This window comes from Microtetraspora niveoalba, from assembly GCF_001570405.1.
GTDB lineage: Bacteria > Actinomycetota > Actinomycetes > Streptosporangiales > Streptosporangiaceae > Microtetraspora > Microtetraspora niveoalba.
The window spans coordinates 54,629-78,218 of the sequence record NZ_BBYM01000018.1 but is presented as its reverse complement, the minus strand read 5'-3'; the positions used below and the strand labels follow the sequence as shown (position 1 = coordinate 78,218).

The 23,590-nt window shown below is 72.7% G+C and carries 22 protein-coding genes; 12 read left to right on the top strand and 10 right to left on the bottom strand.

From position 1 onward, the window contains the following. Positions 1-87 precede the first annotated feature (87 nt). The 3 genes from AWQ70_RS18565 (at position 88) to AWQ70_RS18555 (ending at position 2,159) form a co-directional block, all read left to right on the top strand. On the top strand, positions 88-471 hold the full coding sequence (locus AWQ70_RS18565; protein ID WP_067177688.1) for a hypothetical protein: 384 nt from the start codon (positions 88-90) through the stop codon (positions 469-471). Next, positions 468-1,388: an NAD-dependent epimerase/dehydratase family protein gene (locus AWQ70_RS18560; RefSeq protein ID WP_067177685.1), complete on the top strand. Its 921-nt coding sequence runs from the start codon at positions 468-470 to the stop codon at positions 1,386-1,388. Before AWQ70_RS18565 ends, AWQ70_RS18560 begins: the two co-directional genes overlap by 4 nt. A 222-nt stretch (positions 1,389-1,610) precedes the next feature. After that, positions 1,611-2,159: a YceI family protein gene (locus AWQ70_RS18555; RefSeq protein ID WP_067177683.1), complete on the top strand. Its 549-nt coding sequence runs from the start codon at positions 1,611-1,613 to the stop codon at positions 2,157-2,159. A gap of 14 nt (positions 2,160-2,173) precedes the next feature. Here AWQ70_RS18555 and rraA read toward each other — a convergent pair whose 3' ends face one another. Then, on the bottom strand, positions 2,174-2,644 hold the full coding sequence (rraA, locus tag AWQ70_RS18550) for a ribonuclease E activity regulator RraA (protein WP_067177681.1): 471 nt from the start codon (positions 2,642-2,644) through the stop codon (positions 2,174-2,176). A gap of 185 nt (positions 2,645-2,829) precedes the next feature. After that, complete coding sequence (locus AWQ70_RS18545) at positions 2,830-3,426, bottom strand: TIGR03086 family metal-binding protein (protein WP_067177679.1); 597 nt, start codon at positions 3,424-3,426, stop codon at positions 2,830-2,832. A 687-nt stretch (positions 3,427-4,113) separates the two neighbouring features. On the opposite strand from AWQ70_RS18545, the gene AWQ70_RS18540 reads away from it, so the two are divergent. Then, positions 4,114-5,376, top strand: coding sequence for a cytochrome P450 family protein (locus AWQ70_RS18540; protein ID WP_067177677.1), 1,263 nt, complete (start codon positions 4,114-4,116; stop codon positions 5,374-5,376). A gap of 192 nt (positions 5,377-5,568) precedes the next feature. Here AWQ70_RS18540 and AWQ70_RS37780 read toward each other — a convergent pair whose 3' ends face one another. The 3 genes from AWQ70_RS37780 to AWQ70_RS18535 all read right to left on the bottom strand — a co-directional run bounded on the left by AWQ70_RS37780 (position 5,569) and on the right by AWQ70_RS18535 (position 7,275). Further along, positions 5,569-5,883: a hypothetical protein gene (locus AWQ70_RS37780; RefSeq protein ID WP_157530164.1), complete on the bottom strand. Its 315-nt coding sequence runs from the start codon at positions 5,881-5,883 to the stop codon at positions 5,569-5,571. Between the two features lie 165 nt (positions 5,884-6,048). Next, complete coding sequence (locus tag AWQ70_RS37775; RefSeq protein ID WP_245647039.1) at positions 6,049-6,204, bottom strand: HAD-IA family hydrolase; 156 nt, start codon at positions 6,202-6,204, stop codon at positions 6,049-6,051. A 150-nt stretch (positions 6,205-6,354) separates the two neighbouring features. Further along, positions 6,355-7,275 (bottom strand): IclR family transcriptional regulator, encoded by a 921-nt coding sequence (locus tag AWQ70_RS18535; RefSeq protein WP_084517342.1) that lies wholly within the window; start codon positions 7,273-7,275, stop codon positions 6,355-6,357. A 267-nt stretch (positions 7,276-7,542) separates the two neighbouring features. Here AWQ70_RS18535 and AWQ70_RS18530 point away from each other — a divergent pair, with 267 nt between their 5' ends. The 6 genes from AWQ70_RS18530 (at position 7,543) to AWQ70_RS18505 (ending at position 15,460) form a co-directional block, all read left to right on the top strand. Next, positions 7,543-8,697: a polyprenyl synthetase family protein gene (locus tag AWQ70_RS18530; RefSeq protein WP_084517340.1), complete on the top strand. Its 1,155-nt coding sequence runs from the start codon at positions 7,543-7,545 to the stop codon at positions 8,695-8,697. Positions 8,698-8,896: 199 nt separating this feature from the next. Further along, complete coding sequence (locus AWQ70_RS18525; RefSeq protein ID WP_067177672.1) at positions 8,897-10,288, top strand: family 2B encapsulin nanocompartment shell protein; 1,392 nt, start codon at positions 8,897-8,899, stop codon at positions 10,286-10,288. Positions 10,289-10,306: 18 nt separating this feature from the next. Further along, positions 10,307-12,589, top strand: a complete 2,283-nt coding sequence (locus AWQ70_RS18520) for a terpene synthase family protein (RefSeq protein ID WP_306303406.1) — start codon at positions 10,307-10,309, stop codon at positions 12,587-12,589. Beyond that, a complete protein-coding gene (locus tag AWQ70_RS18515) occupies positions 12,586-13,968 on the top strand; it encodes a family 2B encapsulin nanocompartment shell protein (protein ID WP_067178049.1) in 1,383 nt (460 codons plus the stop codon). The genes AWQ70_RS18520 and AWQ70_RS18515 overlap by 4 nt, the downstream gene beginning before the upstream one ends. A 134-nt stretch (positions 13,969-14,102) precedes the next feature. After that, positions 14,103-14,555, top strand: a complete 453-nt coding sequence (locus AWQ70_RS18510; protein ID WP_067177670.1) for a hypothetical protein — start codon at positions 14,103-14,105, stop codon at positions 14,553-14,555. Positions 14,556-14,788: 233 nt separating this feature from the next. Beyond that, positions 14,789-15,460 carry a hypothetical protein gene (locus tag AWQ70_RS18505; protein ID WP_157530163.1) on the top strand — a complete coding sequence of 224 codons (672 nt, stop codon included), beginning with the start codon at positions 14,789-14,791 and terminating at the stop codon, positions 15,458-15,460. A 135-nt stretch (positions 15,461-15,595) separates the two neighbouring features. On the opposite strand, the gene AWQ70_RS18500 is transcribed toward AWQ70_RS18505, so the two are convergent. From AWQ70_RS18500 to AWQ70_RS18480, 5 genes are all read right to left on the bottom strand, one after another. Beyond that, positions 15,596-16,300, bottom strand: coding sequence for a GntR family transcriptional regulator (locus tag AWQ70_RS18500; protein WP_067177665.1), 705 nt, complete (start codon positions 16,298-16,300; stop codon positions 15,596-15,598). 159 nt (positions 16,301-16,459) lie between these two features. Beyond that, a complete protein-coding gene (aztD, locus tag AWQ70_RS18495; protein WP_067177663.1) occupies positions 16,460-17,704 on the bottom strand; it encodes a zinc metallochaperone AztD in 1,245 nt (414 codons plus the stop codon). 46 nt (positions 17,705-17,750) lie between these two features. Then, complete coding sequence (gene aztC / locus AWQ70_RS18490; RefSeq protein WP_245647031.1) at positions 17,751-18,923, bottom strand: zinc ABC transporter substrate-binding protein AztC; 1,173 nt, start codon at positions 18,921-18,923, stop codon at positions 17,751-17,753. Next, positions 18,917-20,233, bottom strand: coding sequence for a hypothetical protein (locus AWQ70_RS18485; RefSeq protein ID WP_067178041.1), 1,317 nt, complete (start codon positions 20,231-20,233; stop codon positions 18,917-18,919). Before AWQ70_RS18485 ends, aztC begins: the two co-directional genes overlap by 7 nt. 20 nt (positions 20,234-20,253) lie before the next feature. Beyond that, positions 20,254-21,240: a metal ABC transporter permease gene (locus AWQ70_RS18480; RefSeq protein WP_084517413.1), complete on the bottom strand. Its 987-nt coding sequence runs from the start codon at positions 21,238-21,240 to the stop codon at positions 20,254-20,256. Positions 21,241-21,293: 53 nt separating this feature from the next. Between AWQ70_RS18480 and aztA the strand changes: the two genes are divergently transcribed. Beyond that, positions 21,294-22,040: a zinc ABC transporter ATP-binding protein AztA gene (aztA, locus tag AWQ70_RS18475; protein WP_067177661.1), complete on the top strand. Its 747-nt coding sequence runs from the start codon at positions 21,294-21,296 to the stop codon at positions 22,038-22,040. A gap of 502 nt (positions 22,041-22,542) precedes the next feature. Continuing rightward, complete coding sequence (locus AWQ70_RS18470) at positions 22,543-23,520, top strand: ABC transporter substrate-binding protein (RefSeq protein WP_067177659.1); 978 nt, start codon at positions 22,543-22,545, stop codon at positions 23,518-23,520. Positions 23,521-23,590: the final 70 nt, after the last annotated feature.

Sequence of the window (23,590 nt, the reverse complement as noted above, 5' to 3'; positions counted from 1 at the left end):
ATTGACAGGAGCTGCGCGCCGTCGTTAACGTCCAGAATTCCGGGGAGCCGAGCCGACTCGGCTCCCCAGGACTCGAGGAGGATTTTCATGCGGATCGTCAGAGCCGTCGTCGTGCTCGCGGCGCTGTCCATGCTCGCCACCGGCTGGTGGGCGCGGCTGGATCCGGCGGGCTTCGCCGCATGGGCGAACTGGCCGAATCACGTGCACTTCCTGCACGATGCGGGTGTCTTCCAGATCGGCATCGGACTGATGATGCTGCTGGCGCTCTGGTGGCGTGATGTCATCACCCTCGTGCTGGCCGGCTTCATCTTCACCAACACGTTCCACGCCCTCAACCATGCTCTCGACCTGGAGATGGGCGGTAAAGCGTCCGACCCATGGGTGCTGTCGGCGGTGTCCGCGCTCGCGGTGCCGGGGCTGGTGATGCGGCTCCGTTCGGTGCGGGCACGCCGTATGAAGGTGGCGGCATGAGGGTGCTTCTGGCCGGGGCCACCGGCACGATAGGAAGCGCGCTGGTTCCGCTGTTGCTGGCCGCCGGTCATGAGGTGCTCGGCCTGACCAGGTCCGATCGCGGGGCCGGTCGTCTGGCGGCGGCCGGTGCCGAGCCGGTGCGCGTCGGCATCATGGACGCGGGCGAGCTGCTGGCCGCGCTCGACGGGCGCGAAGCCGACGCGGTGATCCACCAGGCCACCTCGATCACCGGCATGCCGATGTTCCATCGCAGCCTCTATGCCACCGACGCGCTGCGCGATCAGGGAACGGCGAACCTGCTGCGCGCCGCCGCGCTCGTCGGCGCCCGACATTTCGTCACCCAGTCGTTCTACCTGGGGTACGGCTACCGCGACCATGGCACGGAACCGGTGACGGAGGACCGGCCGTTCGCGACGCTGACCGGACATCGAGGGATGGACGTGCATATGCGCTCCCTGCGTGCCAACGAGGAGCAGGTCCTGGGCACGCCGGGCGTCGACGGCGTCGCCCTGCGCTACGGCATGTTCTACGGCCCGGAGCCCATGACACGGCAACTGGCCGACAAGACCAGACGCGGGCTGCTGCCCGTGCCCCGCCCTTCGGGGGTCACCTCGCCCATCCACATCCACGACGCCGCGACCGCCGCGGTGGCGGCGCTGGAGCGCGGTCGTCCCGGCCAGGCCTACAACATCTGCGACGACGAGCCGGTCGAGTTCGCCGACTACCTCAGCGTGCTGGCCGCCTCCGTCGGCGCCGCGCCGCCGAGGGCCGTGCCGGCCTGGGTGCTGTCGGCTGTGCCGTACATGAAAGCGTTCATGGTCGACAGCCGCATCCGCCTGAGCAACGCCAAGGCCAAGCGCGAGCTGGGCTGGCAACCGGTCTACCCGTCGATTCACGAAGGGTTCGGGACACTGTGAGCGGTCAGGGCGGTGACGGGGACCGCGTCGGGGTTCGCAGCGCGGCCCCGGAGCTCAGCCGCCCGGCCTGCCCCCCGGCGACCACGTCGATCGCGACCCGGTAGAAGCTGGAGAGCGAGCCGTCGCCGCCTTCCCGGCTCGCGGCACTGTCCGATGCCTGCCGACCGTGGGAGGTCGCGCCCCCTGTCGGGCGCCCGTCGCACACGTCCTAGGCTGGGGGACATGGGCATCGAGCCTGGCACCTACGACATCGGCCCCGAGGCCGGGCGGCTCCTCATCAAGACGACCCGGGCGGGCCTGGGCGCGAAGGCCGGTCACGACCTCACCCTTGAGCCCGCGCGCTGGCGGGGGCGGGCCGTCGTGGCCGACCCGGCGGGTTCGTCGGTCACCGTGGAGGTCGACGTCGCGTCGATCGAGGTGAAGGAGGGCTCCGGCGGCATCAAGCCGCTGAGCGACTCCGACCGCGCGGACATCGTGCGGAACCTCCGCGAGAAGGTCCTGAACGCGCGCGAGCACCCGACGATCACGTTCCGGTCGTCGCGTGTGGACGGCACCCTGGAGTCGTTCCACGTGGAGGGCGACCTCACCATCGCCGGCGCCACCCACACCGTCACCATCGACGGCCGGGCGGCCGGCGACCGCGTGCGCGGATCGACGACGGTGGTGCAGAGCCGGTGGGGCATCCGGCCCTACTCCGCTCTCTTCGGCGCGCTGAAACTCAGCGACGAGGTGGGCGTGGAGTTCGACATCGCCCTCACCACCCGCGCCTGAGCGGTTCGCGCCTCTCACATCGCGGTGACGAGGATCCCGTCGTCGTCGCTGAACAACTCGGCGCCGGGGCGGAACACGACACCGCCGAAGGTGACGGGAACGTCCCGGTCTCCCGTGCCGTTCTTGGCGCTCTTGCGCGGATTGGAGCCGAGGGCCTTGACGCCGAGGTCCAGCTCGCGCAGTGCCGCCACGTCACGGACCGCGCCGTTGATCACCACTCCCGCCCAGCCGCGGGCGACCGCGATGCCCGCGATCATGTCGCCCATCAGCGCGGCGTGCAGCGACCCGCCTCCGTCGACGACGAGGACGCGCCCCTCGCCGGGTTCCGACACGACGGCCTTGAGCAGCGCGTTGTCCTCGTGGCAGCGCACCGTGGCGATCGTGCCGTGGAACGCGCGGCGCCCGCCGTACTGGCGGAGCTGGAGGTCGCAGGAGTCCAGCTCCGCGCCGCGCTCGTCGTACAGGTCCGCCGTGACGATGTCCATGGATGCCTCTCCTGTCCGGCGGGGGCCACCCGGCTCGACGCCGGAGCGCCGGCCCTGCGGCCGGCGTCCCTGGCACGGGTCGGGCGAACCTCCGTCGTGGCCGTCTCGTCCCCGTTTACGGGGCAGGTTCGAACCGTGCCACAAAGCGGCGGTGTGTGTCGAAGCGGCCTTCGCCCGCGGGAGGGTCAGCGGGCGGACCACCTGGGGTCGCGGCCCAGGTAGCGCAGCAGCACGGCCACGTCGTCGTCCCCGTCCCGCGTTTCCAGCGCCGGGCCGTACGCGCCGTAGGCCCGGAGCGGCTCGACGATGCGCTCGGCGACGTCCATCAGGACCCGCGCGAGCCCCGGAGTGAGCGGAGAGGGCTGCCCCGTGGCGGCGGCGATGTCCCACGCGTGCACCGCGGCGTCGAGAGCGCAGGCTCCCGCGCCGACCGCGGCGGGCAGCTTGCCGGGCGGCACCGGGACCGACACGTTCTCGGCGTCCGCGGCGACCGTCGCCCAGGCGTCGGCCGCGGCCTTCATCGCCTCCTCGGCCACGCCCCGGGCGTCCGCGGCGAGGGTGCCCGACGGCGCGAACGGATCCTCCGTAGGCCCCGGGCCGCCGGTGATGAACGCGGCGAAGGCGGTCTGGTCGCCGGCGGCGTGCTGGAGCACCTGGGTGACGTTCCAGGACGAGCAGGGGGTCGGCAGCGCCCAGTCCCCGTCCGCCACGCCCCGGACGACGGTCCGCAGCGCCTCGTGCGCCTCGTCCAGTACGGCCCAGCTCGTCGTGTTCGCGGTCATGTGGTTCTCCTCATTCTCGGACGCGGTTCGGGGGAGGGGCCCGCGCGGGCGGGGCCACGGAGCGCGGGGAAGATCGGACGCGGGCACCGCCTCGCCTCGCCGTACGGGAGGCCGGACCGGAGTCCGGCGGCGGTTTCCGTGTCTCCGACACTAGACCGCCATTAGGAGGGTTCCGTTCCTAATGAGCCGTGGGAACGCCGGGGATACGATCGCGCGGCCGCGGCCCGAGCCGGGGGCCGCGAGGTCAGGGCAGGCGGCCGTGCGGGCCCGAGGCGTATGGGGCGGTGTCCCGCCTCCCGGACCGGAGGCCGGAGCACCGCACGCACCCGGTAGCAGGACTCGAACCGCCCGGATCGCACTCCGTACCGGCAGGGAGCGTTGCCCGCGAGCCCGATCCGGCTTACGTTCGACTGGCGGTGACCCGATCCGTCATCCGGCCACGACCCTGGGGGGCAGGGGAAGCCATGACGCACGTCGCAAGGGGGACGGCCGGCCCGGCAGAGGCCGGGAGCGACCGGCGGGCGGAGCGGATCCTCGACGCGGTTCGTCCGTCACCGCCGCGCTTCCTTTTCACGCCGGAGCGGGAATCCGGACACGGGGACGCCGGGCCACGAGGCCCCGGCCCGCTGCCCCGGGCTCACATCCGGGCACATCGCCGGTAACGGTTCCACACCTCAAGGAGATTCGATGAGCACTTCCGGCATCGTCGGTCCCGTCGACATGATGGACCCCGGCCTGCTGAGCGACCCGTTCCGGGGCTACTCGCGCATCAGGGAGCAGGCGCCGATCACGCGCGCCGTCTTCGCCGGAGCGAGCACCCCGATCTGGCTGGTCACCCGGTACGACGACGTCAAGACGGTGCTGGGCGACCACCGGTTCGTGAACAACCCGGCGAACGTGCCGGGGACGGACGCCCACAACATCCGCGAGGAGCTCATCGAGGCCCGCGGGGTGCCGCGCGAGTACGCCAAATACGTGCTCGACAGCGTTCTCGACGCCGACGGCGCCGACCACATCCGGTTGCGCAGGCTGGTCTCCCGGGCATTCACCGCGCGCCGCGTCGCCGAGTTGCGCCCCCGCGTGGAGCGGATCACCGAGGACCTCCTCGACCGGCTCCCCGGCCTCGCCGAGGACGGCGTCGCCGACCTCATCGAGGGGTTCGCCTACCCGCTGCCGATCACGGTGATCTGCGAGCTGGTCGGCATCCCGGAGGAGGATCGCCCCCAGTGGCGCGACTGGGGCAGGGCTCTGGTCTCCCTCCGGCCGGGGGCGTTGAACGAGCCGCTGTCCCGGATGGTCGAGCATATCCACGACCTGTTCGAGCGCCGCCGCGCCCGGCCGGGTGACGATCTGCTCACCGGCCTGATCCGGGCCCACGACGAGGACGGCGACCGGCTCAGCGACACCGAGATGGTCACCATGGTGCTGACCCTGGTCCTCGCCGGGCACGAGACCACGGCCCACCTGATCGGCAACGGCACCGCGGCCCTGCTCACCCACCCCGACCAGCTCGCGGCGCTGCGCGCCGACCCCGCGCTGGCGCCCCGCGCCGTCCACGAGCTGATGCGCTGGTGCGGTCCGGTGCAGGCGACCCGGATCCGGTACGCCGCCGAGGACGTGGAGTTCGGAGAGACCCTCGTGCGGCGCGGCGAGCCCGTGATGGCCGTGCTCGTCTCGGCCAACTACGACCCACGCCGGTTCGACGACCCGGACCGGCTCGACATCACCCGCGAGCCCGACGGACGCCGCGAGGTCCACGTCGGGTTCGGGCACGGGATGCACTACTGCCTGGGAGCGGCGCTGGCCCGCCAGGAGGGCGAGGTCGCCTTCCAGGCGCTGACCCGCCGCTTCCCCGGCCTCCGGCTGGCCGTGCCGCCCGAGGACCTCGAACGCCAGCTCCTGCCCGCCTCCTGGCGGCTGGCCCGGCTCCCCGTCCGCCTGGGCGGTTGACAGCCGCCACGCGTACGGCGGGGGCGTCGCCGCCCCGGGCGCCGGCGGCGGTAGGCCGGACACGCCCGCGGCCCGTCCGGTCGGTGCGCACCGACCGGATGGGCCGCCGTACGGTTCCGCGGCGTCGCCGGCCCTGCAGACGGCCGGGCGGCTCAGCCGCCTGTCACAGGATCCGCGGGTTCAGATCCACGTTCAGGGCGACGACCAGGACCAGGACCAGGACAGGGTCGAGGCGTACACCCATTCGCCGGGGCGGCCATCCGATCCGGTCCGCGTGACCCCGGGCACCGGAACGCAGTCGAACTGCGGGCACGGCGTGGTGAAACACTGCTTGGGCGCGGGGACGCAGACGGTGCCCGGAGGGCACAGCGCCGCGGCGCACGGCGACCCCGGCGCGCACGCCGTCGACGTCGCGGTCGTCGACGACGACGTGGAAGCGTCGGCCGCCCAGGACGGCGCGGACAGTCCGGCGACGACGGCCGCCGCCAGCACGAATCTGCGAAGCATTTATCCCCCGAACACTCTGGAGCCCCCCGGCGATCATGCTCGCACAAGGGGAGAGGCAGGCCGGCTCGCCGCGCGGGGGCTCCGCTCCGAATCCGTTCCGGCGGAGGCGTCGCCTCGGCGACCCGTACGGGCCGCACCCCCCGGGACCGGGCGCGCCCGGCGTCGTCACCCGGTGAAGGGAGCCAGCGTCGTCCGCAGGTCCGCGGGCCCGCCGTACACGACCCCGGTCATGCCGAGCGCGGTGGCGGCCGCGACGTTCTCCGGCCGGTCGTCGACGAACAGGCAGCGTTCCGGAGCCGCGCCCGCGCGCTCGGCGGCGATCTCGTAGATCCGCCGGTCCGGCTTCGCGACCCCGACCCGGGCGGGGCCGCCGCCTTGGAGAGGTAGGGCCCCGCCCGCAATCCTGGCCGATCATGGCTGTTCCCGGAGACGACCGGAACCGACTCTCGGCACACCCGTACACCGGGGAGGTCAGAGGAAGGACGCGGGCGGTCCTTCGGGGTGCGGTCGCAGCGCCATCGCGGACAGGGCGGTGACGATCGTGGCGGAGACCGCGTGCGCCGTCTGCTTGACCAGCGCGGCGACCTCTCCCGAGACGGAGGACGGCGCGGGGCACGCCACGCTCACCGCCATGCGGACGCCGCCGTCGCCGTCGAACACCGGGGCGGCCGCGCACACGACGCCCTCGGCGAACTCCTCGCGCGCGTACGCGACGCCGTGGCGGCGCACCACGCGCAACTCCCGGTCGAGGGCGGCGTGCGCGACGATCGTGCGCCGCGTCATGCGGTCCAGCGTGCCGCGCTCGCGGAAGGACGCGTTGAGCGCGTGGTCGAACGCGAGCAGCACCTTGCCGCCGGCCGTGCAGTGCAGCGGGGCGCGGTCGACCTCGTCCGACGGCGAGCTCACCCGGCCGTGCCCGTACACGCGCTCGACGTAGGCGACCTCCAGCCCCCGGGGGACGGCCAGGTTGACCGTCTGCCGCGTCCGCTCGTACAGGCGGACGAGGTGCGGGAGGACGAGCGGACGCGTGCCGGGGATCATCCTCGGCCCCGGACCGGCCAGGCTGACCAGCCGGTCGCCGATGGCGTAGTCGATGCCGATCCGCTGCGTGAGCCCCTTGGCGCACAGGACCCCGAGCAGGCGGTACGCCGTCGTCTTCGGCAGGCCGGTCCGCCTGGACAGCTCGGCGAGGCTCACCGGTTGCACGGCCGCGCTGAGCGAGGTGAGGATCGATATCGCCTTCTCCAGACTGCTCGGCTTCTCGAGCGGGCCCCCGTTCTCCAGGGGGCTCGATCTCTCCAGGGGACGGGGGGTGCCCGGTGTGCCCGGCGGTTGCGCCGCGGGGAGCGGTCGGGGCAGGGACGACGCCTGATGGGTGATGGTTCGCGGCATTCTGTCGGTGTGCACCTTACGAGCGATGTGAGAGCAAGCTCCGGCTGGGGATTCGCAAGACCATGATTACCCACGGCGATGAATCGCCACACTGCGTGTCAAAGATGTTATGGATCCGGGCGGCGCGCCGTGGACCCGCACGTCGGAGCCGGTACGGCAGCCGGGGCGGATCGTGGCGCGTTCCATTCTCCGGAACGGCACCTTCCCCCGGCCGGTAACCGATCAATAGCGTCCTGTGCGTCGGAGCTTCCTTGAGGGGGACGGACGATGACGGTGGAGAGCGACCGGGCGACGGTCCGGCGGACGGCCGCGGAGCCGGCCGGCGACACGTTCCAGGAGGCGGCCGGGGACGCGGGCCGCGAGACGGCAGGGGGGAGCGCCGCCGAGACCGACCACCGGATCAGAACGCTCGTCGACCGGCGGCTCGCCGCGTTCCTCGACGAGCACGCCGCGCCCGTGGCCGATCCCGAGGTGACGACGGCCTACCGGCTGCTGCGCGGCTTCATCCTCGGCGGAGGCAAGCGGGTGCGGCCGCTCCTGTGCTACTGGGGATGGCGGGGAGCCGGGGGCGCGGACTGCGACCAGATCATCTCCGCCGGGGCCGCCCTCGAACTGTGCCACGCCGGCCTGCTCATCCACGACGACATCATGGACAGCAGCGACCTGCGCCGGGGCCGCCCGACCATGCACCGCAGCCTCGCCGGGCTGCACCCGGGGCTGGCCGCCCGCTCGTTCGGGCAGGCGGCGGCGATCCTGCTCGGCACGCTCACCCTCGCCTGGTCCGACGAACTGCTGTCCGGCAGCGGCGTCGAGCCGTCCCGGCTGAAGCGGGCGCGGACCCTCTTCGACCGGCTCCGCACCGAGGTGATCGCCGGGCAGTACCTCGACATCCTCGCCCAGGTGCGCGACCTGCCGACCGTGGAGCAGGCGCTCACCGTCGTGCGCTACAAGACGGCCAAGTACACCGTGGAGCGCCCCCTCCAGATCGGCGGGGCGCTGGCCGGGGCGGCCCCGTCCCTGCTCGATCTCTACTCCGGGTTCGGCGTCCCGCTGGGAGAGGCGTTCCAGCTCCGCGACGACGTGCTCGGCATGTTCGGCGACCCGGCCGAGACGGGGAAGCCCGTGCTCGACGACCTCAGGGAGGGCAAGCACACCATCCTCATCGCGCACGCGCTCCAGCACGCGTCGCCCGCCGAGGCCGCCCACCTGCGGACCTGGCACGGCAACCCGGAGCTGACCGAGGAGCAGGCCGCGGGAGTACGCCAGATCGTGATCGGCACCGGGGCGCTGGCGCGCGTGGAGGCCATGATCGACGAACGCGCCCGCGAGGCGCTCCAGGTCCTGCGCACCGCCCCGATCGACCCCGAGGCCAGGGACGGGCTCGGCCTGCTCGCCGACGGCCTCATCCACCGCACCCGCTGACCCCGGGGCCGTCACCCGGCCCGTCCGAGCCCGGCGCGCCCACAGCGCATGGGCGGCGGCGCCGTGTCCACGCCTCGGCCCCCGAAGACCGCAGTCGTACCAGCCGCGGAGACCCTGACCGCGCGGCGGGAGGCCCCATGCCTTCCGCCGCGCGTTCCGCGGGCACGCCCAGGAAACCCACAGAGAGGTGGTTCACGTCATGACCGAAACCGTTCCCGCCAACGAGCAGCCGCAGCTCAGCCTCGGCACCGCGGCCGCGCGGAACCTGGCGACGACGACCAAGTCCGTGCCGCAGATGCAGGAGATCACCTCGCGGCACCTGCTCCGGATCCTCCCGTGGGTGCAGGTCGCGGGCGGCGTCTACCGGGTGAACCGGCGGCTCAGCTACGCCCTCGGGGACGGCCGGATCACGTTCGTCTCCACCGGGGCGGACGTCCGCGTCATCCCGGCCGAGCTGTGCGAGCTGCCCACGCTGCGCCGCTTCGACGACGGCGACGTGCTCGAGGCCCTCGCCGGACGGTTCACCCAGCGGGAGTTCGAGCCGGGCGAGGTGATCGTCGGCGCGGGCGCACCCGCGGACCGGGTCGTGCTCATCGCGCACGGCAAGGTGAACCGGCTCATCCCCGGCGCGTACGGGACCGAGACGGTGGGCGACGTCCTGGCCGACGGCGACCACTTCGGCGACCGGGCCCTGACCGACGAGACGGCCGTGTGGGACTTCACGGCCAAGGCCATCACCCCCTGCACCGCGCTGATCCTGTCACGTGGAGCGTTCCAGGAGGTCGCGTCCCAGTCGCCCGTCCTCCAGGAGTACCTCGACAGCAGGGAGCCCGACGGGAACCGGGCCGTCAACGCCCACGGCGAGGCGGAGATCGAGCTGGCGGCGGGGCATGTGGGGGAGGTGGCGCTGCCGGGGACGTTCGTGGACTACGAGGCCGAGCCGCGTGAGTACGAGCTGAGCGTGGCGCAGACGATCCTGCGGGTCCACACGCGGGTGGCGGATCTGTACAACGAGCCGATGAACCAGACCGAGCAGCAGTTGCGGCTCACGGTCGAGGCGTTGCGGGAGCGGCAGGAGCACGAGCTGGTCAACAACCGCGAGTTCGGCCTGCTGCACAACGCGGACCTGGGACAGCGGATCCACACGCGCAGCGGCCCGCCCACCCCCGACGACATGGACGCGCTGCTCGCCAAGGTGTGGAAGGAACCCGGCTACATCCTGGCGCACCCCCGCGCCATCGCCGCGTTCGCCCGCGAGTGCAACAGCCGCGGTCTCTACCCGCAGAGCGCCGAGCTGCACGGCAACCGCGTCCCGGCCTGGCGCGGGGTGCCGATCCTGCCGTGCAACAAGATCCCGGTCAGCGACCGCGGCGTGAGCTCGATCATCGCCATGCGGACCGGCGAGGCGAACCAGGGCGTCATCGGCCTGCACCGCACCGGGCTGCCGGACGAGTACCAGCCCGGCGTGTCGGTCCGGTTCATGGGGATCAGCGACAAGGCGATCATCTCGTACCTGGTCACCGTCTACTACTCGGCGGCGGTCCTGGTCCCGGACGCGCTCGGCGTCCTCGAGAGCGTCGAGATCGGCTAGCGGCCGGCGACGAGGCAGATGATGAAGCAACCCTTCGAGCTTCCCGACTTCTACGTGCCGTACCCGGCCCGGCTCAACCCGCACCTGGAGGGCGCGCGCACGCACACCAGGCAGTGGGCGCGGGACATGGGCATGCTCGACCCCGCGCTCGGCGTCTGGGACGAGCGGCTCCTCGACGCCATGGACTACGGCCTGATGTGCGCCTACATCCACCCCGACGCGCCCGCCGACGAGCTGGACCTCATCACCGACTGGTACGTCTGGGTGTTCTTCTTCGACGACCACTTCCTCGAGGTGTACAAGCGGAGCCGGGACACGGCCGGCGCCAAGGAGTACCTCGACCGGCTCCCGGCCTTCATGCCCGCCCATGACGGGGCGGCCACGCCCGAGGCGACCAACCCCGTCGAACGCGGCCTCGCCGACCTGTGGGCCCGTACGGTGCCGGGCATGTCGCGGGACTGGCGGCTCAGGTTCATCGAGAGCACCGCGAACCTGCTGAACGAGTCGCTGTGGGAGCTGTCCAACATCGACGCGGGCCGGGTCGCCAACCCGATGGAGTACATCGAGATGCGGCGCAGGGTCGGCGGCGCCCCCTGGTCGGCGAACCTGGTCGAGCACGCGGTGGGCGCCGAGATCCCTGCCCGCGTCGCCGGCACCCGCCCGATGCACGTGCTCAGGGACACCTTCGCCGACGCGGTCCACCTGAGGAACGACATCTTCTCCTACCAGCGCGAGGTCGAGGAGGAGGGCGAGCTGAGCAACGGGATCCTCGTCTTCGAGCGGTTCCTCGGCTACGGGACCCAGGAGGCCGCCGACGCCGTCAACGACCTGCTGACCTCCCGGCTGCACCAGTTCGAGAACACGGCGCTCACCGAGCTGCCCCCGCTGTTCGAGGAGCACGCGCTCGACCCGGCGGAGCGGCTCGCCGTCCTCGCGTACGTGAAGGGGCTGCAGGACTGGCAGTCCGGCGGGCACGAGTGGCACATGCGCTCCAGCCGCTACATGAACGGCGCGTCGCAGGAGGCGGCCCCGGACCCGTCGCCAGGCTCGCCCCCGGAGCCGGGCGGGTGGGCGCCCGGCGGGCCCACCGGCCTCGGCACCGCCTCCACACGGATCCGGATCGCCGCCGGGCTGCGCGGACCGGGCGGCGTCAGGAGCTTCACCCGCACCCGCTACCAGCGGGTGGAGCCGCTGCCCAGGGACGGGATCGCCCTGCCGTACCCGGTGCGGCTCAACCCGCACCTGGACGCGGCGCGAACGGAGAGCCTCGCCTGGGCGGGGCGCATGGGGTTCTACGACCCGATACCGGGCGTGGCCGGCCCCGCGCTGTGGACGCGGCGGCAGAACGAGGGCTTCGACTTCGCCCTGTGCTCGGCCAGGATCGATCCGGAGGTCTCCGCGCACGAGTTGACGCTCTCGGCGGAGTGGCTCACCTGGGGGACGTACGGCGACGACTACTTCCCCGTGGTCTTCGGCCCCACCGGCGACATGGCGGGCGCCCGGGTGTTCAACGAGCGGCTGTCCGCGTTCATGCCGCTGGACCTGGGCGTCACCCCGCCGCCGGCGAACCCGGTGGAGCGCAGTCTGGGCGACCTGTGGGCCCGTACGGCGGCCGGCATGACCATGGAGGCCCGGCACGCGTTCCGGACGGGGGTGGAGAGCATGACGGAGAGCTGGCTGTGGGAGCTGGCCAACCACATGCAGAACCGGGTCCCCGACCCCGTCGACTACATGGAGATGCGGCGCCGGACCTTCGGTTCGGACCTCACCCGGGCGTTGTCCCGCCCGGTCAACGATCTGCGGGTGCCCCCCGAGATCTACGGCAGCCGCACGATGCTGGGGCTGGAGAACGCGACCGCCGACGTCGGCTGCTTGATCAACGACGTCTACTCGTACCAGAAGGAGGTCCAGTACGAGGGCGAGCTGCACAACTGCGTCCTCGTCGTGCAGGACTTCTTCCGCTGCGACGCGCGCCGGGCCCTCGGCGTCGTCACCGATCTGATCGCGTCACGGCTGCGCCAGTTCCAGCACCTCGTCGCCACCGAGCTGCCCGTGCTGTTCGACGACTACGGCCTGGACGAGGGGGCGCGCGCCGCGCTCACCGCGTATGTCGCGGGACTGGAGGACTGGATGGCCGCGATCCAGCTCTGGCACGAGCGGACCCGGCGCTACGTGGAGTCCGAGCTGAGGTATCCGGTGCCGAGAGGAGCGGTGCCGAACGGTCCGACGGGCCTCGGCACCGCCGCCGCCCGGCTGCTGACGTCGTCCGCCGCGACCCGGGGATCTGTGATGTGCCGATGAGCGCGACCGACGCCGGGGAGCCCCGGCTGAGCCTCGGGACCGCCGCCGCGCGGAACCTGGCGACGACGACCAAGTCCGCGCCGCAGACGCGGGAGACGTCGCCCCGGCACCTGCTGCGGGCGCTGCCGTGGGTGCCGGTGAAAGGCGGCGCCTATCGGGTGAACCGGCGCCGCACCCACCGGCCCCCCGCGGGCCGCGTCACGGTCACCTCGGCGGACGGGCGGGCGAGGGTCCTTCCGGCGAGCCTGGCGGAACTGCCCCCGCTGCGCGGGTTCGCGGACCTGCCGGTCCTGGACGCGCTGGCCGACCGCTTCGTCCAGCGGGAGCTGTCGCCCGGCCAGGTCCTGGTCTCGGCGGGAGACGCCGTGGAGCACGTGATCCTCGTGGCGTACGGGAGGGTCGAGGTCACCGCGGCCGGGGAGCACGGGCGGTCCCGGACGCTCGGCGCGCTGGCCGACGGCGACCACCTCGGCGCGCAGGCCCTGACCGGCACGGCGATGACGTGGGGGTTCACGGCGACGGCGGGCACCGAGTGCACGGTGCTGCGCCTTCCCGTCGAGGCGCTGCGGGACGTGCTCGACCGGTCGGGGCCGCTCCGGGAGCACATGTCGCGGTTCGCCGCGGCCTCCCGCGTCCGGCAGAACAGGCACGGCGAGGCGGAGATCGAGCTGGCGGCGGGGCATGTGGGGGAGGTGGCGCTGCCGGGGACGTTCGTGGACTACGAGGCCGAGCCGCGTGAGTACGAGCTGAGCGTGGCGCAGACGATCCTGCGGGTCCACACGCGGGTGGCGGATCTGTACAACGAGCCGATGAACCAGACCGAGCAGCAGTTGCGGCTCACGGTCGAGGCGTTGCGGGAGCGGCAGGAGCACGAGCTGGTCAACAACCGCGAGTTCGGCCTGCTGCACAACGCGGACCTGGGGCAGCGGATCCACACCCGCGGCGGCCCGCCCACCCCCGACGACCTCGACGAGCTCCTGTGCCGGCGGCGGAAGACGCACTGTTTCGTGGCCCACCCCCGGGCGATCGCCGCGTTCGCGGTGGAGTGCAACAAGAGGGGGTTGTATCCGGACTCCGCCCGGTTCGGGGAGTCCACGGTCACGGCCTGGCGCGGCGTGCCGATCCTGCCGTGCGACAAGATCCCCGTCAGCCGCCGGGGAGTCAGCTCGATCATCGTCATGCGGGTGGGGGAGGAGGACCAGGGGGTGATCGGGCTGCACCGCACCGGCCTGCCGGACGAGTACGAGCCCGGCGTGTCGGTCAGGCGCACCGGCATCGACGACAAGGCGATCGCCTCCTATCTCGTCACCGCCTACTACTCGGCGGCCGTCCTGGTCCCGGACGCGCTCGGCGTCCTCGACGGCGTCCAGATCGGCTGACAGCGTCGGCGGTGTGCTCGATCGTCGGCAAACCGGGCGACATCCGGTGTTCCGGAGGGCATTCTGACGTGGCGGCGTCGGCGCGAAGCGCCGGCGCACCACAGGCCGACCGCGACTCCGAGGCTGGGACCGCCATGGCGAGATCGTTCATCGAATACCGGGAACGCGGGTTCTGGTCCGTCGACGCGTATGTCCAGATCTGGCTTCACCTGATGTGGCTGGAGGCCGGCGCCTACCCCGAGGCGCCGGGCTGGCTGGCCGAGGCCCGCGACTACTGGCGTCTGCAGGCCACCGACGACGCGTACGGAGCATGGAGGGGCGCCAGGCTGGACGAGTACGTCGGAGACGATCCGGACCGGATGGCGGTGGTGCTGAACCTTGTCGAACGCGTGAACAGGCGCGTGTCGTCCTTCGGGCCGGCCGTTCCCGACGAGGTTCTCGCGCCCTGTGGGTACGCCGGGTCGAGCGGGCTCATCAACAGCAGCGCGATAGCGATGTGCGGTGACGCGGTCGCCGGGCTGCTGAAGGGCGAAATCGGCTGGGATGCCGCCGGCTCCCCTGTCCTGGGGAATCTCGGCTGGGGCTGACGGCACGGTCGGAGGCTGAGTGACCCATATGGAGAACGGCGGCCGGCGCGGCGCCCGTTCGTCCTCAGGCGCACCTCGCCTCGGCCAGAATTCGGCGGACGCCGGACCTCTGGCCGTCGCTGTACGGCGGTTTCGACGCCGGGTTCCTGGTCGCCGTCGCCAGGAAGGTCGACATGGCCGACCGCGTTTCCAGATATCGGCTGAACACGGATCCCGGCGTCATGGTCGCGCTCATGGACGCGCTCGGCCGGAACGCCGAGGCGGCCCAGGATTTCTTCGTCGGCGATCCCACCGCGTTGCGGCATTACCTGACGGAACGCAGGATGGCCGACGGCGGCGCCGCGCTGGGCGGAGCGCTGGAAGCCGCCACGCTCACCTTCCGCGACCACGAGGGTTCGTCGCGGAATCCCTCGCGCGGTTACCTCTCCGCGAAACTCGCGTCGGAGTTCGTCCATCTGCAGGCCGAGCGGATTCATGGCGGAAAGCCGTCCGGGTCATTCGTACGGCCTGCCAGCACCGGGCGCATCCTGGCCGGATACATCAGCGACGTGGACGATGCCGCCCATATCCGCGACACGAGCGCGCCAGGGGTCGCGGACGGCGACCTCCCCGTCGTGCCCGGACGGGAGCCGTGGAGCCCCGTGTTCCGCTCGTCAGAGCTGCTGTCGGTGATGGAGGAGGCCTTCACGGATCCCGCCGCGTTCGTGCCCGTTCTGATCGCCCAGACGGCGTTCACCGGCCGGACTCTCGATCACGGTGCCACCGAGATCGCCGCCGGGCGCGGGCGGAACGCGCTGTCCGTCAACGCGGTGACGGCCGCGGCGGGGGCGGGTCTGATCGGGGTGGATCTCCCCCTCAGTATGGATACGCAGTTCAACAGCGCGTTCTCTCGGCGCCGATCGTGAAACCGGTTGCCTTCCGCGGGCGGAGCCGATGCGCCCGTCGGAGGGCGCATCCGCCGAAAGTCCGTGCGAAAGTCCGTCGAACCCGCAGAGAGGTGGCCACCGTCGTCGCCCGGTGCGCGGGAAGACCCGGACCCGTCAGGGGGTGGGCGGGGTGAACAGTTGCTCGGCGCCCTGCGGGTGCGCCCGGATGTGCGCGACGAGCACGTCGCGCCCCTGGAGCACGTGCTCGCTCATCAGCCGCGCCGCTCGGGCACCCTCGCCGGACGCGACGGCGTCACGGATGAGCCGATGGAACAGGTGCGACCGTTCCAGTTCGCTCCGGTCGAACTGCCGGAACGCCTGGAACACGAGGGGGACCTCGACCGTACGGGCGAGCAACTGGCCGAGCTGGTCGTGCCGGGCGGCGTCGATGATCGCGCCGTGTACGCGCCGGTTCGCCTCGCTCAGAGCCCGCACCCGTTCGAGCGTGCCGCGGGCGGAGGGTTCGATCGCGGCGGCGAAGAGGGCGATGCCCTCGTCGATACGGGCGAGATCCTCGTCGGTGGCCCGGCTCGCGGCCAGCTCCGCTGCGAACGACTCCAGGAGCGCGCGCAGGGCGTAGATGTCCGCCACCTCCTCAACGGAGACGGAACGGACGACCGCGCCCCGGTTGGGCTCGCTGTGCACGAGCCCCTCGGCCTCCAACATGCGCAGCGACTCGCGCACCGGCGTGCGGGACAGCTCGAACTCCTCGGCGATACGCTGCTCGATCAGCCGCCGGCCGGGCGGGTAGCGGCCCTCGACGATGGCCTGGCGGATCTGCTCGTAGGCCGCGCGCGTGTTGCCCCTGACCTCGGTCACTCTGTCCCTCGCTGAGCTGTGATCCTGCCGGTCCCGGTTCTCGGAGGATTGTACGCAATCATCCCCGTCGGGGGGTGTGGCTCCGCGACCCGCCGCGGTCCGGACCGCTCGTGGGAACGGCCCGGACCGCCCTCCGGATCCCGTCCGGAGGCAACGGGGTCAGCCGCCGATGCCGCTGACGCCGCTCAGTTCGTTGGGGGCCTTCGGCAGCGTCGCCGTGCCCAGCTTCCGCCTCGACGCGATGTCGACGGCGTGCAGCTCCCTCGTCGCCGGGTCGGTCACGTACGCCGTGCCGCCTCGTACGAAGAGGGCCGGGCGGGGCTGCTGCCACTCCAGCGGCTCCCGCCACTCGGCCATGATCTCCACGCGGTCCACGACCTTCCCCCTCTCGGGGTCGATCACGTGCAGCCGGCCGTCGGTCCCCAGCACGAGGCCCTCGCCGTTCGGACCCCGCCCGAGAGACCGGAAGGTGTAGCTGGTGCCGAGGTCCACCAGCCGCATCGAACCGGACTCCGTGTCGATGAGCGAGACCCGCTCCGGGCGTTCGAGCTCGGCGTCGGGGTCCGTCTTGTAGTCGCCGAGGACGATCGCCGACGCGTCCGACCCGGCCTGGTTGCCGATCCGCCCGTACGGGTCGGGGCTGCTGATCTTGCGGATCGTCCCGTTCCTGTAGAGCAGGACGCCGTCCTCGCATCCGAGCACGACGGCCTCGCCCTTCGCGGCGGCTTCACCGTGGACGCCCGGACACTTCTCGCTGCGGGCGACCTCCTTGCGGGCCCGGTCGAGGACCTGGACGCCGACCCGCTTCTCCTCGGTGCCGAGCGTGGTCACGAGCTCGCCGTTCGCCAGCTCGATCGCCACGCCGTGGTGCGGCGCGGCGGAGGTGTACGTCTCGCCCCCGGGCAGGCCGCCGGCGAGGTCCTTCGGATCGAACACGGTCACCACCCCGGTCCCGTCGGAGAAGAGCACGGTCTTCCCGGCGTGCCGTACGACGTGGCCGGGCTTCGCCCCCGGGAACTCGTCGTCCTTCAGCGCCGGGGCGGCCGCGTCCAGGACCCGGAACCCGGTCGAGGTGGAGACCAGCACGTGCCGGTCGTCGCCGGCCGGGTTGACCCGGTTGAAGCCGGGGAGCGGGATGTCCGCGGCTACCCGGAGGCTGTTCCCGTCGATGACGTACAGCCCGCCGTCGTAGGTGGTGACGAGGGGGTCCGTCACCGGGGCCGTCGACCGCGCCGATGCGTCGGGCGCCGGCGGCGAGGCGGTGTCGATGGTGCCGGCGGTGTCGGCGGCGCGCGCCGCCCCGGCGGATGTCTCCGGCTGTCGCGTCGCGCAGGCTGCGAGGGCGAGTCCCGCGACGAGCAGGGCGGGGATCGCCGTGAGTCGGGTACGCGGCCAGGTGTTCATTTCGTGGTGTGCCTTTCTCTGGTTCCGATTCCGGTGTTCCGGCGGGTCAGCGTCCGGTGAGGCCGCCGACCATGGCCTCCGCGTTGGAGCGCATCATCGCCACGTAGGTGGCGCCGCCCTCACGCCGCTCGCTCAGGGATTCCGTGAACAGGGGGATGACCCGGACCTCCAGCCCGGCCTCAGTGGCCAGGACCCGGGCCAGCCGATCGGGCTGGGAGGAGTCGGCGAATATCGCCCGCACGCCCGCCGCGCGCACGGTGTCGGCGAGCGTCTTCAGGTCCGCCGCGCTGGGGGAGGCGAGCGTCGTGCCGCTGGGGATCACGGCGCCGACGACGGTGAAGCCGTACCGCTCGGCCAGATAGCCGAAGACATGGTGGTTGGTCACCAGCTTCCGCCGATCCGGCGGGACGGTGGCGAACCGCTCCCGTATCCACGCGTCGAGCGCCTCGATCTCGGCGCGGTAGCGTGCCGCGTTCGCGCGGACCGCCGCCGCGTCGACGCCGTCCACCTCGTGCGTGATCCGTTCGGCGATCACGTCCACCGCCATGGCCATGCGTCGCGGGTCGGTCCAGAAGTGGGGGTCGGGCCGCTCCTCCGAGGCGCTCCCGCCGCCGTCCGTGGCACCGTTCCGATCGGCCTGCCCCGCGTCGCCCGGGGTGGCGGTCGCGAAGCGGATCGGATCCACGTGCTCGCCGACGGCGAGGGTCGGCACCCCTGACTGCGCGGCCGCCTCGACGTTGCGCAGCACGCCTTCCTCCAGGCCGAGGCCGTTGTGGACGACCAGGGCGGCCTTTTCGATCACGGCCGCCTCGCGCGCGGAGACGGCGAACGAGTGCGGGTCGGCGTCCGGCTTCATCAGCACCGTGACCTCGGCTTCGTCCCCGACGATCCGGCGGGTCACGTCTCCGAGGATGTTCGTGGTGACGACGACGGCCGGGCGCCGCTCGTCCGCGTCCGCGCACCCCGCCACGGCCAGCGACGCCACGAGGGCGATCGCCGCGAGGAGCGGGACCGAGGACGCCGCCCTCCGCCGTCCGGTGGAAGCGGCTCGCCAGGTCGTGGACGAGACTCTCCGTACGGCCGCAGGCACCTTCGTCAGGGGAGTCGACCGGGAGGACATCAAGGAGGCCATCCGGGCCTTCACCTGGGCCTTCACCCGGGCCTTCACCTGGGCCTTCACCCGGGCCTTCATCCGGGCCTTCGGCGGGGCCGTCACCATCCCGTCTCCACCATCGCGCCGGGAGTGAACCCGAGATCGAAGGTGCGGGCACGCCGCAGGTCGTCGTTGTAGTCGATCTCATGGACCACCTCGGCCGCCGGGTCGCTGACGTAGGCGCGGGTGCGGTCCGCCTGGATGACCGGCGCCGGCGTCGTGCCCGGCCCGGTCGCGGGCGCGGCGAGCAGCCGGGTCGCGGCGGTCTCCTCGCCCGATCCCGGGTCGTACGCGCGCAGCGTGCCGTCCGGGCTAAGCGAGAGGACGGGAGCTCCGTCGCCGGTGGCGGTGACGGCCAGCGTGGGCCCGGTCTCCAGGAAGGTCCACCCGCGGGCGGAGACGTCGAGCACCCACACCCCGGCATCGCCCGCTCGCGCCGCGAGGGTCGCGCTTCCGGGGCGGTGGTGGAACTCCCGGGCGCGATCGTGTCTCGGCGCCTCATCCGGGTAGCGGATCTTCTCGCCGGTGAACCGGCCGCCCTTCACGGTGACGAGCAGCGCGCCGTCGGCGCATCCGAACACCGCGCCCCGGCGGGTCACGGCCGCTCCGAGCGGCTCCGGGCAGGGCACGCCGACCCGGCCCGCCGGACGGCCGTCCCGTGCGCGCACGTCCACGCCGTCCTTCGCCGTCCCGGCGGCCGCGCCGCCTGCCACCAGCAGATGCTCGCCGTACGGCACGACCACGCCGTGCCGTCCGACGTCGAGCCGTGCGGTCTCGACGAGGTCCCCCTTCTCCAGCGCGGCACGGTCCAGGACCCGCGCCGTGCCGTCGGCGAAGGACACGGCGGTGACGGCCGCGTCGCCGAGGACGCGCACCGCGCGGGGTCCCGGCAGCACCCCGATGTCGCGTGCCCCCGTCAGGTAGTAGTGGGAGTGGTCGCCGTGGTCCACCGTCCACACCCCGCCGTCGACGACGCGCGTGGCCGTGCCGCCGAGGGCGTCCAGGTAGGCGAACCGGCCGTCGCTCCCCACGCCGTGGAAGCCCTCGGCCGCACCCCCGGTGCTCCTGCCGATGCCGCCGCCCGCGCTCCCGGTCCCGCCGGCGGCCTTCGCGGTGGGCGCCACGGCGGTGACCGCGCCGGTGACCAGGTCGAGGACACGCGCGGCTCCGGTGCCGGCGTCGCCGATCACGAGCCGGGGCCGCGGCTCCGCCAGTTCCTCGGCGCCCTCGACGTACCCGTGGGGGAGTGCCCGCTCCTGAGCGGGGAGCGCGGCGCCGGCGTCGCCCCGGTCGGCCGACGCGCATGCGGCCAGTGAGATCGCGGCCAGCAGGGCCCCGGCGCGGAAGGCTCCGGCGCGGAGAGCGCCGATCCTCACGGACGCCTTCGGATTCCCGGTCATGACGCGCGCTCGGCTTCCACCCGGGGGCCGGAGACGGCGGCCGACGGCGCGGAGCCGGTACGGCGTCGCCGGCGGCCGAGCCCGAGGAGCCCGGGAGGCCGCGACGCGACCGCCGCGCCGGCCGCCGACACGAAGAACGCCGACACGGCCACGGCGGCGACCGTCGCGCCCGCGGCCGTACCCAGATGCCATGACGCGACCAGGCCGGCGACCGTCGAGAGGACGCCGATCAGAGCCGCGCCGATCATGATCTCGGGGATGCGCCGGGCCCACAGCGCCGCGGCCGCCGGCGGTGCGACGAGGAGGGCGAAGACGAGGAGCGTGCCGACGACGTGGAAGGACGCGACGATGGCGAGGGTGACGAGCCCGAGCAGCACGGCGTGCGCCGTCCGGGGCCGCAGCCCGAGGGTGTGCGCCGTGCGCGGGTCGAAGGCGAGGGCGACGAAGGACCGGTGGCCGAGCGCCGAGACCGCGGCGGCGACGAGCAGCGCGGCGGCGAGCCGGATCAGGTCCGCCGGCCGTACGGCGAGGACGTCGCCGAACAGGAAGCCGGTCAGGTCGACCGCGAACGACCGGGAGTGCGAGACGACGATCACTCCCAGGGCGAGCATCCCGGCGAAGAGAAGGCCGACGCTCGTGTCCTGCGACAGCCTGGACAACCTGGGCATGCCGGAAGAGCCGGACGGGCCGGAGCGGCCGGCCGCGCCCGGGGAGCCCGAGGGACTGGACGCGCCGCCGAGCGCCGTCACGCCGAGAGCCATCGCCCCGGCGCTGAGCGCGGCGCCGAGCAGGATGTCGCCGCCGAGCAGCGACGCGAGGGCCACCCCGGGGAGCATCCCGTGCGACATCGCGTCGCCGAGGAAGGCCAGGCCGCGCAGGACGACCCAGGTCCCGGCCAGGGCGCAGATCAGGGAGACGAGGATCCCGCCCCAGAGGGCCTGCCGTACGAACGACACCTCGAAGGGGCTGAACAACCAGTGCATGGTCAACACCATACAATGAAAACGGAAACCATTTTCAAATCGGAGGTGTCGTCATGCACGGGAACGAGGAGGAGGCGGGGGTCGAGATCCGCGATCTCGTCGCCGGTTACGGGCGAGGAGCGGTGCTGCGCGGCATCACGGCCCGGATCCCGCGCTCCCGGGTGACCGCGCTCGTCGGTCCGAACGGCTCCGGGAAGTCCACCCTGCTGAGCGTGCTGGCGGGCGTCCTGCGCCCGGCGTCCGGCCGGGTCGAGCGCGCGAGCGGCCGCCGCGCCGGATTCGTGGTGCAGCGGAGCGCGGTCCCCGACGGCCTGCCGATCACGGTTCGGGAGGCGGTCGCGATGGGCCGCTGGGCACATCGGGGACCGTGGCGGAGGCTGACGGAGCGGGACCGGTCGGTGGTGCGCGACTCAATGGCGCGCCTCGGCGTCCTCGACCTCGCGGCCCGGCGGCTGGGCGATCTGTCGGGCGGCCAGCGGCAGCGCGTCCTGGTCGCGCAGGGGCTCGCCCAGGAGCCGGACCTGCTCCTGCTCGACGAGCCGGCCACCGGGCTCGACCTCGACGCGCGGCGGCGCATCGCCGCCGCGCTCGGCGAGGCCGCGGCGGCCGGTGTCACCGTGGTCCAGGCGACCCACGACCTCGACGCCGCGGCGCGGGCGGACCGGTGCCTGCTGCTCGATCGGGGCCGCCTCGTCGCGGCGGGTCCCCCTGGCGCGGTCCTGACACCGGAAACGCTCGGGCGGATCTGGGCCCCGTCCCCCGAGAGCGGCCCGCCCGTAGAGGGTGGGCCGGTCTTCTGAGACGCCCGCTCGACCGCGCCGCTCGACCGCGCCGCGCGGGCGGACCGGGGTGGCGGCCGGGCTGGGGTGGCGGGCGGTTTCGGAGCGCCTGGTGGAGTGACGCTCCACCGGGCGGCACCCGGCGCCGGCGGCGAGGTGAGTGTCCAGGTCTTCCGTTTCGTGGGGCTTCTCCAATGGCGTTTGTTAACGCTAACAACACGGGCGGACAGAAGCGAGTGAGCGTCGGCAATGGAAGTGCGCACCAGTCAAGAGCCCGTTCGCCGGAACGTCAATAGCGGGTTTCCGGCGCGTTTCGCCGTGATCGGAACGTGACGCGACGCCCTCTTGACGGTGCAGTTGTTAACGTTCACAGTCTTGCCCAAGCCGAAGAGAGAGGCGGGGCCGGACGTCGGGGGCCACCCGCTCGTGATGCTCGGCGCGGCCGGGCGCGTGCCGGCCGCAGGAGAAGAGGCCGGGTCGCGACGCGGCCTGTTAGCGCTCACATCAAGAAGGGACCCCCACCGTGTTGAAGAGGATCTCGGCGCTGGTTCTGGCCGGCGCCACCGCCCTGACGCTGGCCGCGTGCGGCGGCGGCGCGGGACCGGCCGCGGGCGGCGGCGACGGAGCGCTCGTGATGGGGTTCGCGCAGGTCGGCGCGGAGAGCGGCTGGCGGACCGCCAACACCAAGTCCGTCCAGGAGTCGGCGAAGAGCGCCGGGGTCGAGCTGAAGTTCTCCGACGCGCAGCAGAAGCAGGAGAACCAGATCAAGGCGATCCGCTCCTACATCCAGCAGAAGGTGGACGTCATCGCCTTCTCGCCGGTCGTCGAGTCGGGCTGGGACACGGTGCTCAAGGAGGCCAAGGACGCGAACATCCCGGTCATCCTCACCGACCGGGCCGTCGACTCCGAGGACACGAGCCTCTACAAGACCTTCCTCGGATCCGACTTCGTGGAGGAGGGCCGCAAGGCCGGCCAGTGGCTGGTCGAGGAGTACAAGGACGCCAAGGACCCGGTGAACATCGTCGAACTGCAGGGCACCACCGGCTCCGCCCCGGCCAACGACCGCAAGGCGGGCTTCGCCGAGGTCATCGCCGCCGACCCGAAGTTCACGGTCGTCGCCTCGCAGTCCGGCGACTTCACCCGCGCCAAGGGCAAGGAGGTCATGGAGGCCTTCCTGAAGTCCAACCCCGACATCGACGTGCTGTACGCGCACAACGACGACATGGGCCTCGGCGCCATCGAGGCGATCGAGGGCGCGGGCAAGGTCCCGGGCAAGGACATCAAGATCATAACGGTGGACGCGGTGCGCGACGGGATGCAGGCGCTGGCCGACGGAAAGATCAACTACATCGTCGAGTGCAGCCCGCTGCTGGGCCCCCAGCTCATGGACCTGGCCAAGAAGGTCGTCAAGGGCGAGCAGGTGCCGGCCCGCGTGGTCACCGAGGAGACCACCTTCACCCAGGAGCAGGCCAAGCAGGCCCTGCCCACGCGGCAATACTGACGCGACCGCGACGCCGGGGCGGCCGGCCCCGGCGTCGCCGCGAACCCGGTGACGGCCCCGGCGGCGCTCC

What these genes read in the sequence shown, in the direction of transcription:
- AWQ70_RS18545 (WP_067177679.1), bottom strand. Translation starts at nt 3,426, where the DNA reads ATGACCGCGAACACGACGAGCTGGGCCGTACTGGACGAGGCGCACGAG.
- aztC (WP_245647031.1), bottom strand. Translation starts at nt 18,923, where the DNA reads ATGGTGACGGCCCCGCCGAAGGCCCGGATGAAGGCCCGGGTGAAGGCC.
- AWQ70_RS18530 (WP_084517340.1), top strand. Translation starts at nt 7,543, where the DNA reads ATGACGGTGGAGAGCGACCGGGCGACGGTCCGGCGGACGGCCGCGGAG.
- AWQ70_RS18565 (WP_067177688.1), top strand. Translation starts at nt 88, where the DNA reads ATGCGGATCGTCAGAGCCGTCGTCGTGCTCGCGGCGCTGTCCATGCTC.
- AWQ70_RS18535 (WP_084517342.1), bottom strand. Translation starts at nt 7,275, where the DNA reads ATGCCGCGAACCATCACCCATCAGGCGTCGTCCCTGCCCCGACCGCTC.
- AWQ70_RS18510 (WP_067177670.1), top strand. Translation starts at nt 14,103, where the DNA reads ATGGCGAGATCGTTCATCGAATACCGGGAACGCGGGTTCTGGTCCGTC.
- AWQ70_RS18540 (WP_067177677.1), top strand. Translation starts at nt 4,114, where the DNA reads ATGAGCACTTCCGGCATCGTCGGTCCCGTCGACATGATGGACCCCGGC.
- AWQ70_RS18515 (WP_067178049.1), top strand. Translation starts at nt 12,586, where the DNA reads ATGAGCGCGACCGACGCCGGGGAGCCCCGGCTGAGCCTCGGGACCGCC.
- rraA (WP_067177681.1), bottom strand. Translation starts at nt 2,644, where the DNA reads ATGGACATCGTCACGGCGGACCTGTACGACGAGCGCGGCGCGGAGCTG.
- AWQ70_RS37780 (WP_157530164.1), bottom strand. Translation starts at nt 5,883, where the DNA reads ATGCTTCGCAGATTCGTGCTGGCGGCGGCCGTCGTCGCCGGACTGTCC.
- aztD (WP_067177663.1), bottom strand. Translation starts at nt 17,704, where the DNA reads ATGAACACCTGGCCGCGTACCCGACTCACGGCGATCCCCGCCCTGCTC.
- AWQ70_RS18555 (WP_067177683.1), top strand. Translation starts at nt 1,611, where the DNA reads ATGGGCATCGAGCCTGGCACCTACGACATCGGCCCCGAGGCCGGGCGG.
- AWQ70_RS18480 (WP_084517413.1), bottom strand. Translation starts at nt 21,240, where the DNA reads ATGCACTGGTTGTTCAGCCCCTTCGAGGTGTCGTTCGTACGGCAGGCC.
- aztA (WP_067177661.1), top strand. Translation starts at nt 21,294, where the DNA reads ATGCACGGGAACGAGGAGGAGGCGGGGGTCGAGATCCGCGATCTCGTC.
- AWQ70_RS18520 (WP_306303406.1), top strand. Translation starts at nt 10,307, where the DNA reads ATGATGAAGCAACCCTTCGAGCTTCCCGACTTCTACGTGCCGTACCCG.
- AWQ70_RS18560 (WP_067177685.1), top strand. Translation starts at nt 468, where the DNA reads ATGAGGGTGCTTCTGGCCGGGGCCACCGGCACGATAGGAAGCGCGCTG.
- AWQ70_RS18505 (WP_157530163.1), top strand. Translation starts at nt 14,789, where the DNA reads ATGGACGCGCTCGGCCGGAACGCCGAGGCGGCCCAGGATTTCTTCGTC.
- AWQ70_RS18525 (WP_067177672.1), top strand. Translation starts at nt 8,897, where the DNA reads ATGACCGAAACCGTTCCCGCCAACGAGCAGCCGCAGCTCAGCCTCGGC.